The sequence below is a fragment of the Polynucleobacter sp. AP-Nino-20-G2 genome, from assembly GCF_018688235.1.
In the GTDB taxonomy this organism is placed as follows: Bacteria; Pseudomonadota; Gammaproteobacteria; order Burkholderiales; family Burkholderiaceae; genus Polynucleobacter.
This window is the reverse complement of record NZ_CP061313.1, coordinates 1636591-1650938: the sequence shown is the minus strand read 5'-3', so window position 1 is coordinate 1650938 and position 14348 is coordinate 1636591. Positions and strand designations below refer to the sequence as shown.

Below are 14348 nucleotides of genomic sequence, written 5' to 3'. Positions count from 1 at the left end.
CGACCCCCATCTCGCTTTAATATGTAGGGCTATATCTGTGAGAATTTTGAAGGAAATAAGTCAATGCCAGCAAAGAAATCCGAGGGTCAGAAGCCCGGTCTTGAGGTTCAAATCGACCCTCATTTGCGCTATGAGCAGGCAGTAAAAGAGCTTGAAAAGCTCATTTCCGACATGGAATCCGGCAAATTCTCCTTGGAAGAGACTTTATTGGCATATCAACGGGGCGCTGCTTTGTTGAAGCATTGCCAAGGAGTCCTTGCCCAAGTGGAGCAGCAGGTTCGGGTTTTTGAAGCCTAAGTTACCCCCAAATTCAGCCGTTATGACCAACGCACTTTCATTTGACGACTGGGTTCGCGCGCACGGACAACGTACTGAATTGGCGCTAGAGAGCTTGCTCGACTCGGCCGCTACCAATCCAATACGCCTTCATGAGGCGATGCGTTATGCCGCTCAAGGTGGTGGAAAGCGTATTCGCCCTTTGTTGGTATATGCCGCTGGTGAGCTGGCTCAAACAAGCAATCAAGCAAGTCAGACTGCCTTAGATGCAGCCGCTGTTGCGATTGAATGTATTCATGCTTATTCGCTAGTGCATGATGATTTGCCCTGCATGGATGATGATGATTTGCGTCGAGGGCGACCTACGGTGCATAAGGCATTTGATGAGGCGACTGCATTATTGGTCGGCGATGCTTTGCAAACCCGTGCTTTTGAGATTTTGGCAAACGCCCCATGTGATGCACAAGTTCGACTGGCGATGATTAGTATATTGGCTAGCGCATCAGGTTCACGTGGCATGGCTGGCGGACAAGCGATTGATCTTGAGAGTGTCGGTAAGAAATTAGACCTCGCTGGATTGAAACAAATGCACGCCATGAAAACTGGCGCCTTGCTTTCTTGCTCAGTGGCTTTGGGTGGCATTATTGCCCAGCTCAATCCAAGTCAAATGCAGCATTTAGCCAATTACTCTGAAGCTTTGGGATTGGCGTTTCAAATTGTGGATGACGTGTTGGATGCCACTGCTGATAGTCAAACGCTAGGTAAGACCGCAGGAAAAGATGCTGCGAATGACAAGCCAACCTATGTAACCTTGATGGGTTTAGACTATGCCAAGAAGGCGGCAAAAGATTTGCAAGAAACAGCAATTGCTAGCTTAGAGGGCTTTGGCGATAAAGCACGGGCCCTTCAAGATTTGGCTCTATTGGTGGTCAATAGGGGCAAATAAGATTACTTAAGATTTGATGACTTTAAATTCTATTCACTCTCCTGCCGATTTAAAAAAACTCCCCCGTGAGCAACTTCCTGCTTTAGCGGACGAGTTGCGCCAATTTGTTTTGGATTCGGTTTCTAAAACTGGCGGACATCTTTCTTCTAATTTGGGAACGGTAGAGCTATCTATCGCTCTTCATTATGTTTTTGATACACCGCATGATCGTATGGTGTGGGATGTGGGTCATCAAAGTTATCCACATAAAATTCTGACGGGTCGTCGTGAGCGCATGAATACCTTGCGTCAGTTCAACGGCCTATCAGGTTTCCCTCGCCGCTCTGAGAGTGAATACGATGCCTTTGGCACTGGACACTCATCTACAAGTATCTCAGCTGCAATGGGTATGGCCCGCGCTTTTCAAACTAAAGGCGAGAGGCAGGTAGCCGTTGCTGTGATTGGCGATAGCGCTATGACGGGCGGTATGGCATTTGAAGCGATGAACAACGCCGGTGTTTATGACGATTTGCCATTGGTGGTGATTTTGAACGACAACGACATGTCGATCTCTCCCGCAGTGGGCGCGCTCAATCGTCATTTGGCGAGATTACTCAGTGGCAACATTTACTCCGCTACCAAAAAAGGGATCGATAGCGTTTTATCGATTGCGCCCCCATTGCGCGAGTTCGCAAAGCGTCTGGAAGATCATGCCAAAGGTATGGTTTCACCATCGACGATCTTTCAAGAGTTTGGCTTTAATTATTTCGGCCCCATTGATGGGCATGATTTGGATGCCTTAATCCCCATGCTTCAAAACGTCCGTCGCTTGGCTATTGAAGGTCGTGGACCTCAGTTCCTGCATGTTGTGACGCGCAAGGGTCAGGGTTATGAATTGGCGGAAGCAGACCCTGTTCTGTATCACGGTCCGAGCAAATTTAATCCTGAGGAAGGCGTTAAAGCGCCAGTAGCCTCTGCTCAAAAAACTTTTACACAAGTATTTGGTGAATGGTTGTGCGATATGGCGCATGCCGATCCTTTGTTGATTGGTATTACGCCTGCCATGCGCGAAGGCTCTGGCCTTGTGGAGTTTGAAAAGAATTTCCCTAAACGCTATTATGATGTTGGCATTGCCGAGCAGCATGCTGTGACCTTTGCTGCTGGTATGGCATGTGAAGGCATGAAGCCGGTAGTAGCGATTTATTCCACTTTCTTGCAGCGCGCTTACGATCAATTAATTCATGATGTGGCGATTCAAGATCTGCCAGTGTTATTTGCCTTAGATCGCGCCGGTTTAGTTGGTGCTGATGGTGCAACGCATGCGGGTGTGTATGACATTCCATTCTTGCGTTGCATTCCGAATATGTTGGTTTTAACTCCTGCCGATGAAGCAGAGTGCCGTGATTTGTTGACGACCGCATTTCATCAGCCACACCCCAGTGCAGTGCGCTATCCACGTGGTGCTGGTGTTGGCGCTATCCCATCGAAAGAGTTGCGCACCGTCCCCTTGGGTAAAGGGGAGTTACGTCGTCAATCAAATGCAGCTACTGGCCAGCGCGTAGCAATTTTGGCGTTTGGTACCCTCCTGTATCCAGCATTAGAGGCTGCTAAAAAATGTGACGCGACTGTAGCTAACATGCGTTTTGTTAAGCCTTTGGATATCGATCTACTGAAATCATTGGCGCAAGACCATGATTATTTTGTGACGATTGAAGATGGCGCTATTCAGGGTGGCGCTGGAAGTGCATGCTTGGAAGCGATGTCTGCCATGGGCGTGAATAAACCTTTGTTGCAATTGGGTATTCCAGATGAGTTTGTTGAGCATGGCGATTACAAACTCTTGATGAGTAAGTGTGGTCTGGACTCTGAAGGTATTTCAAAGGCTATTTTTCAGCGCTTTCCAGTGCTAAATTCAGCAAATACCACCGCAAATCCGGTAGCGGCGGGCAAATAAGTCATTTTTGCCTGAAAATAGAGTGATGAACGATATCAATACCGCCTTTTTGAAACCTCAATCAATGCCAGATGTGCAGTCATCTCACGATGAGCGCGCATTGCCGATTGAGCAGGTTGGTATTCGTGGTTTACGTCACCCACTCATCATTCGCACAAAGGCTGGTGAGTTTCCGGCGGTAGGTAATTTTGAGATGGATGTGGCTTTGCCAGCGCATATCAAGGGGACGCACATGTCGCGTTTCATTGCCTTGTTACAGGATCAAAAAACCCCTATTGATAGTGCCGCAGTTGTGGCGATGGTCAAGGCGATGTTGCCATTGCTTAATGCCACTGAAGGTCGTATCCAATTTACTTACACGCATTTCGTTAAAAAGACAGCTCCGGTATCTGGTGTGGAGAGTCTGATGGATTACGAAGTGACTTGGATGGCTAAAGCCAAACAAGCTGTTTCCGGTGAAATCGATGTTGAGTTGAACTTGCGCGCCTTAGTCCCGGTGATGAGTTTGTGTCCTTGCTCCAAAGAAATTTCTGAGTACGGTGCGCACAATCAACGTTCGCATGTCACGATGTCTGTGACCTTAGACCCGCAAACCAAAATGACAGTGGAAGATTTAGTGCTTGCTGCTGAGAGCCAGGCTTCTAGTGAGTTGTGGGGCTTACTCAAGCGCCCTGATGAGAAGTGGGTTACCGAGCGGGCTTACGATAATCCGAAGTTTGTGGAAGATTTGGTGCGCGATGTCGCCGGTCAACTCAAGGGCGATCAACGTATTCTGTCCTTGGTGGTTGAGGCTGAGAACTTTGAGTCTATTCACAATCACAGCGCTTACGCCAAGATTAGTCTCAGCAAGTAATTCCACCAAAAGTGCTTAAGAAAATTCTTAAGCGAGGTTATTGCTAGCCAAATCCCAACGGGGTTTGATATCAAATGCTCCTGATTTTGTAGAACCGTTGTTCTCGGCTAGCATGCGTAGCGCCCCAGCGAATGCAATCATGACGCCGTTATCCGTGCAAAGATCTATCGGCGGGTAATGCACTTCAAATCGATTCTTTTTGGCGCTGGCATTGAGGGCTGAGCGTAATTGCAGATTTGCTCCAACACCTCCTGCAAGTACTAGATGTTTGCAGCCAGTTTGCTTGAGTGCTTTTTCTGATTTACTCTCCAATACTGCTACCAAAGAGTCCACAAAGCTTCTCGCTAAATCCGCATGGAATGTCGCAATTTCAGTTGCATCAGAAATGCTGAGGGCTTCAAACTTTTTCACTTGGTTCAGGACTGCCGTTTTGAGTCCCGAGAAAGAAAAATCAAGATCGCCAGAATGGAGCATTGGCTTGGGAAGCTCGAACCGCCCAGACTGCCCCCGTTCTGCCAGTTTGGATATGGCGGCACCCCCAGGGTAGTCCAAACCGAGCAATTTGGCAGTTTTATCAAAGGCCTCACCAGCGGCATCATCTAAGGTTTCACCGAGAAGTTGGTATTTACCAACGCCACTCACCAGCATGAGCTGCGTATGGCCGCCAGAGACCAAGAGGGCGATGAAGGGAAATTCTGGTGCTGAGGCCCCTAAAAGCGGGGAAAGTAAGTGTCCTTCAAGGTGGTGCACCCCGATAGAGGGCAAATTGAGGCCTTGTGCGAGGGATTTGGCAAAAGCGCTACCCACTAGGAGGGCGCCAGCCAGCCCGGGCCCTTGGGTGTAGGCCACCGCATCAATATCTTTTAATTGGAGCTTGGATTCATGCAAGGCTTCATCTAGAAGGGGTAAAACGCGCCGAATATGGTCTCTAGAGGCTAATTCGGGGACTACGCCCCCATAATCTCGGTGCATGGCTATCTGGGAGTGCAAAGCCTGTCCTAAGATGCCCTGGTGGGCTGGGGCGCGGTTTTCCCAGGGGGTGGTGTTGTATAAAGCCACCCCAGTCTCATCGCAAGAAGTTTCTATGCCTAAAACAATCATTTTTGGTTTGGTCGTGCTAGAATCCGTGATTCAGTTAATTTTTCGATATTTTTCGAGCATATACGAGTTAAACAAGTATGACTACAGTCCGCCTACGTGAGAACGAACCTTTTGAAGTGGCATTACGCCGTTTCAAGCGCACCATTGAAAAAAATGGTCTATTGACCGACTTGCGTGCCCGCGAGTTTTACGAGAAGCCAACGGCTGAACGTAAGCGTAAGAAGGCAGCAGCTGCTAAACGCCATTACAAGCGTATCCGCAGCCAAATGTTGCCTAAGAAGCTTTACTAATCGAATTTAAAAGCTCTCCTCACCGAGAGGCTTTGAAACCCGCTGACGGTGAAACGCAGCGGGTTTTTGCTTTTTAAGTTGTTACCAAAAAGCCAATACACTGAACCAAGAAATTATCTTACGCAGATTAGGAGTAAATCTCATGAGCCTTAAAGATCAAATCACTGAAGATATGAAAAATGCCATGCGTGCAAAAGAAGTCGCGCGCCTTGGAACAATTCGCCTTTTATTGGCAGCCATCAAGCAACGAGAAGTGGATGAACGTATTGTGGTTGATGATGCCGGCATCATTTCGACTATTGAAAAAATGATCAAGCAGCGTAAAGACTCCATCTCTCAATTTGAAAAAGCGGGTCGCGATGATTTGGTTGCTGTTGAAGCTGCCGAAATGACGATCTTGCAAACGTACTTGCCGGCACAATTGTCTGATGCTGAAGTGGAAGCGGCGGTTGCTGCAGCAGTTGCCTCGACTGGTGCATCTGGTCCGCAAGATATGGGTAAAGTCATTGGTGTATTAAAGGGTCAGCTAGCTGGTAAAGCTGACATGGGCAAAGTCTCTGGGCTTGTGAAAGCCGCGCTTGCCAAATAAGCTAGCGATCGTTTCTTAAGCCTCATCGATTGCTGATGGCTCTCATTCCTCAATCCTTCATTGCCGATTTATTAAATCGGGTTGACATCGTGGATGTGGTTGGGCAGCACGTGAAGTTAAAAAAAGCGGGTGCGAACTATCAAGGTTTGTGCCCCTTTCATTCAGAGAAGTCTCCTTCATTTTCAGTTTCGCCAACCAAACAGTTTTATCACTGCTTTGGCTGTGGAGCACATGGATCAGCCATCAGCTTTCTCATGGAGTACTCCGGCCTTGGTTATGTAGATGCTATTGAAGATTTGGCTCGCTCTGCTGGCTTAGATGTTCCTCGCGAAGAGCGCACCGCAAATGATGTGGCGCGCCAACAGCAGACGATGGCTTTAAGTGAGGTGATGAGCGCTGCTGCAGATTGGTATCGCCAGCAACTGAAAGTTGCCCCGCGCGCAGTGGAGTATCTCAAAGGTCGTGGCTTGACTGGTGAGATAGCGAAGCGCTATGCGCTAGGTTACGCACCCGATGGTTGGCAAGGTCTTGAAGCAGTTTTTGGTACTTATGCCAACGATGAAGTGGCTAAGACTTTATTAGAGGGTGGCTTACTCATTCAGAGCGAGCAAAGCGAGGGCAATCAAACAGCTAGACGCTACGATCGCTTTCGTGACCGGATTATGTTTCCGATTCGCAATCCAAAAGGTCAAACGATTGGCTTTGGTGGACGGATCTTGGATCAAGGTGAGCCAAAGTATTTAAATTCTCCCGAGACCCCGCTGTTCTCTAAGGGCAATACGCTTTACGGTTTATTCGAAGCAAGACAAGCGATTCGTGCGCAAGAGTATGTCTTGGTATGTGAAGGTTATATGGATGTTGTCGCGCTGGCGCAATTGGGTTTCCCTAATGCAGTGGCAACATTGGGTACTGCCTGTACTGCGAATCACGTCCGTATGTTGTTGCGTCAAACGGATCGCATTGTTTTCTCATTTGATGGTGACTCAGCTGGTCAGCGTGCCGCGCAACGCGCACTTGAAGCCTGCTTGCCCTTGATGTCGGATGACAAGGAAATTCGCTTCCTCTTTTTGCCCACAGAGCATGATCCTGATAGTTATGTTCGTGCCTATGGTGCGCCTGCATTTGAGAAAGTCATCAAAGAGGCGATGTCACTTTCAAGCTTCTTTTTCAAGATCGTCAGTCAAGGGCATGAGCTCACTACGCCTGAAGGTAGGGCGCAAACCCACCATGCGGCCAAGCCTTTGTTGTTGTCAATGCCGCCGATTGCTTTGCGTACGCAAATCTTGCGAGAGCTGGCGATACGCACGAACTCCACCCCGTCCGAACTAGAGGCTTTCTGTGGATTGACTGTAGTGCCTGCTCCAGTTCAACAGGGGTCTTATTCGAATGTCAATCAACGCGCGCCCAATTTTGTTCAGGCGAATTCGGGTAATCGAACGCAGGGCGCTCCTTGGCAAACATCCAAAGGCTCAGCGAAAAGGGTGGCCATACAAAATATCGCACCCCCTCAAGCGCCAACTGATTTAGCGGAGCAGATGTTGCGAGTGTTGATTCAGTTTCCGCATTTGGGTAAAGCCTTGGATCCCAATAAGCGAGCTTTGGCATTGCAGGCATCGGAGTTGCGCTCTGCAAAAGCATTGGAATTAATGAAAGATCTATTGGCCCAATGTGATTTGGTGGAGTTAATTCCTGGCGAGAATGGAAAACCCCCTACAGTGGGTGCTGGTGCATTTGCCTTGTTTCAGGAGCAGCTATCTCGCAGTGAGTTAGCCCCTTTGTATGAAGTTCTCCGAAAGCGGGTAATGGGTTCTGATCTCGATCTCGAGGGGGCGGTTGCTGACCTGGAAGGTGCCTTCAAAAAGCTCGAACTAAACCACCTCAAAACCGAAATGACCGAAATCGCTCAAAAGATTGCAGCAAGTACTGCTACAGAGCAGGATCGAGCTCGATATCGTGAATTGGGCGAAAGACTGAAATTCTCTTAAGTTTTTTCTGATTTAGCTCTAGAAAAACCCGAAATTTACCCCATATTTTTAGCAATAGGAGGGGTGAAAAAGTCGCAATCGACTATAATCCTCTATTCCCAGAAAAAAACCGAATTAATTCAGCCACTTGCGCTTTATTTTGTAGAAATTTGGGGCAAGTGGACAACGAGGCTGTTTTTAATCAGCTGAGATCAATCATCAGTAATGTGAGTAAGTGCTAATAAATGCCAAATATCAAGAAAAAACCAGCTAAACCAGTCAAGGCAGCAGCGAAGCCAGTAGCAAAAGCAAAGGCTCCAGCTAAACCAGTAGCGAAAGCGAAAACACCAGCCAAGCCAGTTAAGGCTGCTGCTAAGCCAGCTAAAGTGCCAGCAAAACCAGCACCGAAAGCAAAGGCTCCAGCTAAACCAGTAGCGAAAGCGAAAACACCAGCCAAGCCAGCTAAAGCGCCAGCAAAACCAGCACCGAAAGCAAAGGCTCCAGCTAAACCAGTAGCGAAAGCGAAAACACCATCCAAGCCAGTTAAGGCTGCTGCTAAGCCAGCTAAAGCGCCTGCCAAGCCGGTTGCTAAGGCTCCTGCAAAGGCGCCAGCGAAGGCTGAGAAAGTTGAAGCTCCTAAAAAAGGTAAGGCTGCGGCGCCCAAAGCTGAGGTGGTGAAGGAAGCAAAACCTGCAAAAGAAGTTAAAGAAACCAAAGGCAAAAAAGCTGCGGAAGTTGAAGTTGATGTCGAAGCGGTCGCTACTGAGGAAGTTAAAAAGGGTCGCAAGCCAAAGGCTGATGCACCTGCGGAAGGTGCTGAGCCAGTATTGACGGATCGTCAGAAAGCGCGCGAGCGTAAGGCAAAAGAAAAAGCACTTCTAAAAGAATTCGCAGCGCAACAATTAGGTTCTGAAGAGCAGCAAGAGTTGCGTCGTACTCGTCTGAAGACATTGATCAAGATGGGTAAGTCCAAGGGTTACTTAACTCATGGCGAAATGAATGACGTAATGTCTGATGAGTTGTCTGATGTTGACGCATTAGAGACTTTGATCGGATTGTTGAACGACATCAACATTACTGTTTACGAGCAAGCTCCTGATGCTGAAACGCTCTTGTTAAACGAGAATACTTCTGCTGCAACTACTGAAGAAGAGGCGGAAGAAGAAGCGGAGGCCGCTCTTTCTACGGTGGATTCAGAGTTCGGGCGTACAACCGATCCAGTGCGTATGTATATGCGCGAAATGGGTACGGTAGACCTGCTGACTCGCGAAGGCGAGATCGTCATTGCGAAGAAGATTGAAGCCGGCCTTAAAGATATGGTGATGGCTTTGGCTGCTTGCCCTGTAACGATCGCTGAGATCTTAGGCAATGTAGACAAGATTGCTAGCGGTGAGATGGAGATCGACCAATTCGTAGACGGATTGGTTGATCCAAATGCGGAAGATATTAAGCTTGGACCTGAAGAGCCAGAAGTTGACCCGGATGCCGAAGAGGGTGATGAAGATGGCGGTGAAGATGAAGGTGGTGGCGGAGGTGGCGGTGGCGCAGCCACAGCCAATGCTAAGCAATTAGAAGAGTTGAAGCAAATCTCTTTAGAGAAATTTGCGATTGTTCGTGCCCAGGCTGACAAGATGCGCCGTGCATTTGATAAAGAGGGTTATAACTGCCCAGCTTATATCAAGGCACAAGAAGCGATTCGTGGCGAATTGCTTGGTTTCCGCTTGACTGCAAAGAGTGTTGAGAAGTTATGCGACACCATGCGTTCACAGGTAGATCAGGTATGGAAACTCGAGCGCGGCATTGTGAGCTTGTTGGTAGATAAAGTTGGTGTAAATCGTGGTGAAGTATTGAAAGACTTCCCAAAGATGTCCATGAATCTAGAGTGGACTACCAAGCTCCTTAAAGAAAACAAGCCTTACACAGCATTATTGCAACGTAACGTTCCAGCGATTCAAGAGTTGCAACAGAAGTTAATTGATATTCAAACGCGCGTGGTATTGCCACTTCCAGAATTAAAAGAAGTGAACAAGCAAATGATCGCGGGTGAGAAGCGTGCGCGTGAAGCAAAGCGTGAAATGACGGTAGCCAACTTACGTTTGGTAATCTCGATTGCTAAGAAATACACCAACCGTGGTTTGCAGTTCTTGGACTTAATTCAAGAAGGTAATATCGGTTTGATGAAGGCGGTAGATAAGTTTGAATACCGCCGTGGTTACAAGTTCTCTACTTATGCAACTTGGTGGATTCGTCAAGCGATTACCCGCTCCATTGCTGATCAAGCACGTACGATCCGCATTCCAGTTCATATGATTGAGACGATCAATAAGATGAATCGTATTAGTCGTCAGATCTTGCAAGAAACTGGTCATGAGCCAGATGCCGCAACCTTGGCGCTCAAGATGGAAATTCCTGAGGACAAGATTCGCAAGATCATGAAGATCGCTAAAGAGCCTATCTCCATGGAAACCCCGATTGGCGATGATGCAGACTCCAATCTAGGAGATTTCATTGAAGATAACAATACATTGGCTCCTGCTGAAGCTGCATTGCACGACTCGATGCGCGATGTCGTGAAGGACGTATTGGATTCATTAACACCGCGCGAAGCAAAAGTATTGCGTATGCGCTTCGGTGTTGAGATGAGTACAGATCACACTCTCGAAGAAGTTGGTAAGCAGTTTGACGTTACACGTGAGCGTATTCGTCAGATCGAAGCCAAGGCCCTGAGAAAGATGCGCCATCCAAGTCGCAGTGACAAACTCAAGACCTTCCTCGAAGAGGATTGAACCAAAGACTAACGGGCCTATAGCTCAGTTGGTTAGAGCAGAGGACTCATAATCTAATTAAGTTTTTTGATTTATTAAAATTACTTAATTAAATCAAGCAGTTAAGTGTAGTAAAAGTAGTAAAAATTGCTTCTACAGTGCTTCTACACTTTTTAGACCTAATTACTGGCCTAGTGAGTGCAGAAGTAGTGCGGCAAGTAATGTGAAGTTTTAGGGCCTATAGCTCAGTTGGTTAGAGCAGAGGACTCATAGCGTAAGTTGTGCCTTACACGTGGAAACTGTGTAAGGGATGGTGTCAAATTCGGAGAAACCTAAAGACGTTTAAACGAATTGTTGTATTTGCTACTAAGTACACAAATCGTTTTAAACGAATATGGCAACGCCGAGCGAAGCTTCAATGCGAAAGTATTGTTGAACGTGTAGAGACTAGACGGCACCCATCTAAGTTGAGCGATCAATATGATGAAGGCATAGTCCAGGGAGTAGTGAAAGCTACACAAACCGGAATCCTTTGGTCCCAGGTTCAAGTCCTGGTGGGCCCACCAGAAAAGCAAAGCCCCAGTTAGAGATAGCTGGGGCTTTTGTTTATAAAAATTATTAAAAATAACAAGCTCAGACATAAAATGATAATCACATAAGTTAATTGGATCTAAATATGAAGGTTAAGTTACACGGCGTTGAATTTCGGACTGGCAGTCAGGTGCCATTGGGAGTGTTTCTTGATTATTTGGTTGAAAATCCAATTAAAGGTTATGAATTTGGTGGCTTTAAAAGATTCGTATATGTTCAGTCAAAAGATGGCTATTACTCTGGTCTTGTTATAACTACAAAAGACATCAGGCAGTTTATTGAGTTGATGGAAAAGGATGGGGAGATTGAAATAAATTCAAGAGACGTATCTCCGAATTCTGAGTTAGCCGAATTTAATTTTTTTATAGTCAATTCTAAAACAGGGAGGGGGCTTTATCAGCACTACTATCATTCTTGCGCATTAAATACGCTGGGATTTATGTTCCGTAAGAAGTTCGCTGAATTTTCAAAATCTATTTGCAATAGGGAGTTAGAGGCTGCTAAAAAGGAAAAAGATAAAAAGGCCATCAAAGAAAAATATAACGATACATTTGACTGGAACTATATCTGTAAAAAAGAAAATTTTGAAAAGTTGCTAATCAACATGGCTAGAGTGAAGTCTTTTGATTTCACTGTTGCGACTTTGAATGTGGATGAGCCCAGTCTTACACCATTATCTGGTATGGCTTCCAGGGTAAGCCAGAGCTATGGATTCGATAAGCAAGCAAGCCTTTCTTCAGTAGTTTCAGCCATTAAAAAGGCTGTAGCTGGAAAGTTATTTGATAAAGCCAAGTTAGTAGGGGAGGATCAACACGGAGAACAGCAGGTGATTTTTCTTGAAGACAATCTTGAGGTATTTGCAGAATTTGAGTTTGACGAGATTGCGGAGAAAATGAAGAGTCTTCATCCCCAAGACTTTAATGACTCTTGGTTTATGAAAAAAATGCAATCTACATATAAAAGTAAACTTCCTTTTTTTAGCACTCCTATTAAGGGTTAAGATTGAAAGCAATAGCTAACTTTTCTTTATACGGTGTTCCAGCTTTGGTTGGGATTCTAGTTTTTACATTGGTTCAATATTATTTTGGCGATGTGAACTTGTTCTATGAAAAGAATTTACGTGCCAGCTTGTTCACCGGCTTTCTTACTATGGGTGGTTTTTTGCTGTCCTTGAAAACGGGGATACTCATTAAAATAAAAGAAAGTCTTTATGACAATAAGCAATACATTGAGAAGGTTGAAGAGCTAAGGACCATAAATCCAAAGTTGACCCAATATGGACCACTTAAAAGACTTAGCAGGGTACTTTCATTTTCTGTATTTTTTTGCCTATTGTCGGCATCAACTCAATTTACAGTTGGCTTATTGATGAATTCATGGTCTACAGCTTTCTGCTTGGCTATAGCGGCATTTTCAATGAGCATGTTGATTGCTTCGTTTTTGGTCATACAGCTTAATTTAAGTAAATGGTTTCAGTTTCTCGAAAAGGGAAGCGACTCTTAATATTTCGCTTCTACAAAATCCGTTGACGTAATCGTTTTAAAAATTTAAAGTGTTGTGATGCCTGAAAAGCTCGACAGCACCTACGAAATCTACCCGCGTGAGCTCGTTCTCTATAAGCGCCCAAACAGTACGGTTTGGCAATGCCGCTACAAGGTGGATGACAAGTGGCTAATCGCTTCCACTAGATTACGAGATCGCGAAAAGGCCATCGACAAGGCCAAAGATCTCAAACGCATCGCTGAGCTTAAAAAAGAAGCCAATATTCCCGTAGTTACCAAGAAGTTCAAGGATATCGCTCGCCTAACCAAGAAACGCATGGATGACAAGGCGGAAAAAGGTGAAGCCCCAGTTTCTTACAGTGTGTACAAGCGCATCATTGATGATTTCTTAATCCCTTGCCTGGGTAATAAGAACATCAACAAGATTGATTACGCAGCACTCAAGCAATATGAGCTTGATCGTGCTGAGCTAATGGGTAAAGAGCCTGCCTACAGCACAGTACGAAAACATAATGTTACGCTGAACTACATCTTTGAAGAGGCCATTATTCGCGGCTTTATGACTAGAGCCATGAAGCCCGAGCTAGAGACCACAGGGCGCAAGGGTGAAAACTACGCAACCTTTAGCATAAAAGAGGTCAATGCCATTTTGGCCAACTTCCCAGCCTGGATTCTACGGGGCAGATCTGAAGCCAAGCGTGAGCAGCGTGAACTCCTTTATGACTATGTCCGCATCTTGATTGATACAGGGGCTAGGCCAGGTAAAGAGCTGCTGAATTTGCAATGGAAAAACATCAAGTACAAGACCAAGATTGTGGATATGCAGCCCCAAGAGACCAATGCAGAAGGTTTCTTGGCTGAAGATGAATCATCCCAAAAGCCCATTGAAGAATATGACGAAGAGGGCAATCTCATTGAGCAAATTGAGTGGCAGCCTACAGTGACCTTATCGGTATATGGCAAGACCAAGGATCGGGACGCCAATGGCTTTGATGAAACCTTCAAGGTGCTAAAAGAGATCGTGGCTCGTAATTACCCAGATGGTAAAACCACCTTGAAGAAGCTGACTGAGAGCAATGATCCCGGTTATGTCTTTAGAACCCGCAGTGGTGGCAAGCTGGGTACATCACACCATATGTTTGATCGCTTTTTGGATGAGCATAATTTGCTGCGTGATCCCAATAGTGGTAAGAAGCGGGTGTTTTATAGTTTCCGCAGTGCCCACACCACTACTGTACTGAATATGGATGGGGTACCGCTACGAGACATTGCTTTGCAGTTGGGTAATTCACCTGGGATTATTGCCAAGCACTATGACAGGGCTACGGGTGAGGCGATTGCTGAAAATGTACGGGCACCTAAAGCACGAGGGGCGCTGTTTAATAAGATTGAAGTGCCCGAGGTATATCAATCTAAAAAACTTAAGCAGCAGCAAGAAGCTCTCAAGAAGAAGAAATCTTGAGCATCTAATTTCGCATAGCCTCTGTCGTGCCGGTAGCGCACTTTTTTGCGTTATATAGATCCCCAGGACCACCGCT

The 14348-nt window shown here is 46.2% G+C and carries 12 protein-coding genes; 11 read left to right on the top strand and 1 reads right to left on the bottom strand.

The annotated features are described in order from the left end of the window. The first annotated feature begins 63 nt into the window (after window positions 1-63). Genes xseB through folE2 form a run of 4 tightly spaced genes read left to right on the top strand, consistent with a single transcriptional unit; the run spans window position 64 to window position 4008 of the window. Window positions 64-297, top strand: a complete 234-nt coding sequence (xseB, locus tag FD960_RS08640; protein WP_215298680.1) for an exodeoxyribonuclease VII small subunit — start codon at window positions 64-66, stop codon at window positions 295-297. Window positions 298-319: 22 nt separating this feature from the next. After that, window positions 320-1222, top strand: coding sequence for a polyprenyl synthetase family protein (locus FD960_RS08635; protein WP_215298678.1), 903 nt, complete (start codon window positions 320-322; stop codon window positions 1220-1222). Between the two features lie 16 nt (window positions 1223-1238). Beyond that, window positions 1239-3155 carry a 1-deoxy-D-xylulose-5-phosphate synthase gene (dxs, locus tag FD960_RS08630; protein ID WP_215298676.1) on the top strand — a complete coding sequence of 639 codons (1917 nt, stop codon included), beginning with the start codon at window positions 1239-1241 and terminating at the stop codon, window positions 3153-3155. Between the two features lie 25 nt (window positions 3156-3180). Then, on the top strand, window positions 3181-4008 hold the full coding sequence (folE2, locus tag FD960_RS08625; protein WP_215298674.1) for a GTP cyclohydrolase FolE2: 828 nt from the start codon (window positions 3181-3183) through the stop codon (window positions 4006-4008). A gap of 27 nt (window positions 4009-4035) precedes the next feature. Here folE2 and tsaD read toward each other — a convergent pair whose 3' ends face one another. Next, the gene (gene tsaD / locus FD960_RS08620) at window positions 4036-5109 is read right to left on the bottom strand and encodes a tRNA (adenosine(37)-N6)-threonylcarbamoyltransferase complex transferase subunit TsaD (RefSeq protein ID WP_215298673.1); all 1074 of its coding nucleotides are present in this window, start codon (window positions 5107-5109) and stop codon (window positions 4036-4038) included. A 77-nt stretch (window positions 5110-5186) separates the two neighbouring features. Here tsaD and rpsU point away from each other — a divergent pair, with 77 nt between their 5' ends. From rpsU to FD960_RS08585, 7 genes are all read left to right on the top strand, one after another. Then, entirely contained in the window at window positions 5187-5399 is a 213-nt protein-coding gene (rpsU, locus tag FD960_RS08615) for a 30S ribosomal protein S21 (protein WP_011903537.1), read from the top strand. Window positions 5400-5541: 142 nt separating this feature from the next. Further along, window positions 5542-5988 (top strand): GatB/YqeY domain-containing protein, encoded by a 447-nt coding sequence (locus FD960_RS08610; protein WP_215298671.1) that lies wholly within the window; start codon window positions 5542-5544, stop codon window positions 5986-5988. Window positions 5989-6023: 35 nt separating this feature from the next. Continuing rightward, window positions 6024-7973: a DNA primase gene (gene dnaG / locus FD960_RS08605; protein WP_215298669.1), complete on the top strand. Its 1950-nt coding sequence runs from the start codon at window positions 6024-6026 to the stop codon at window positions 7971-7973. Between the two features lie 224 nt (window positions 7974-8197). Then, on the top strand, window positions 8198-10738 hold the full coding sequence (gene rpoD, locus FD960_RS08600; protein ID WP_215298667.1) for an RNA polymerase sigma factor RpoD: 2541 nt from the start codon (window positions 8198-8200) through the stop codon (window positions 10736-10738). Between the two features lie 655 nt (window positions 10739-11393). Beyond that, a complete protein-coding gene (locus tag FD960_RS08595) occupies window positions 11394-12308 on the top strand; it encodes a hypothetical protein (RefSeq protein WP_215298665.1) in 915 nt (304 codons plus the stop codon). A gap of 2 nt (window positions 12309-12310) precedes the next feature. After that, complete coding sequence (locus FD960_RS08590) at window positions 12311-12811, top strand: hypothetical protein (protein ID WP_215298663.1); 501 nt, start codon at window positions 12311-12313, stop codon at window positions 12809-12811. A 57-nt stretch (window positions 12812-12868) separates the two neighbouring features. Then, window positions 12869-14272, top strand: coding sequence for a hypothetical protein (locus FD960_RS08585; protein WP_215298662.1), 1404 nt, complete (start codon window positions 12869-12871; stop codon window positions 14270-14272). Window positions 14273-14348: the final 76 nt, after the last annotated feature.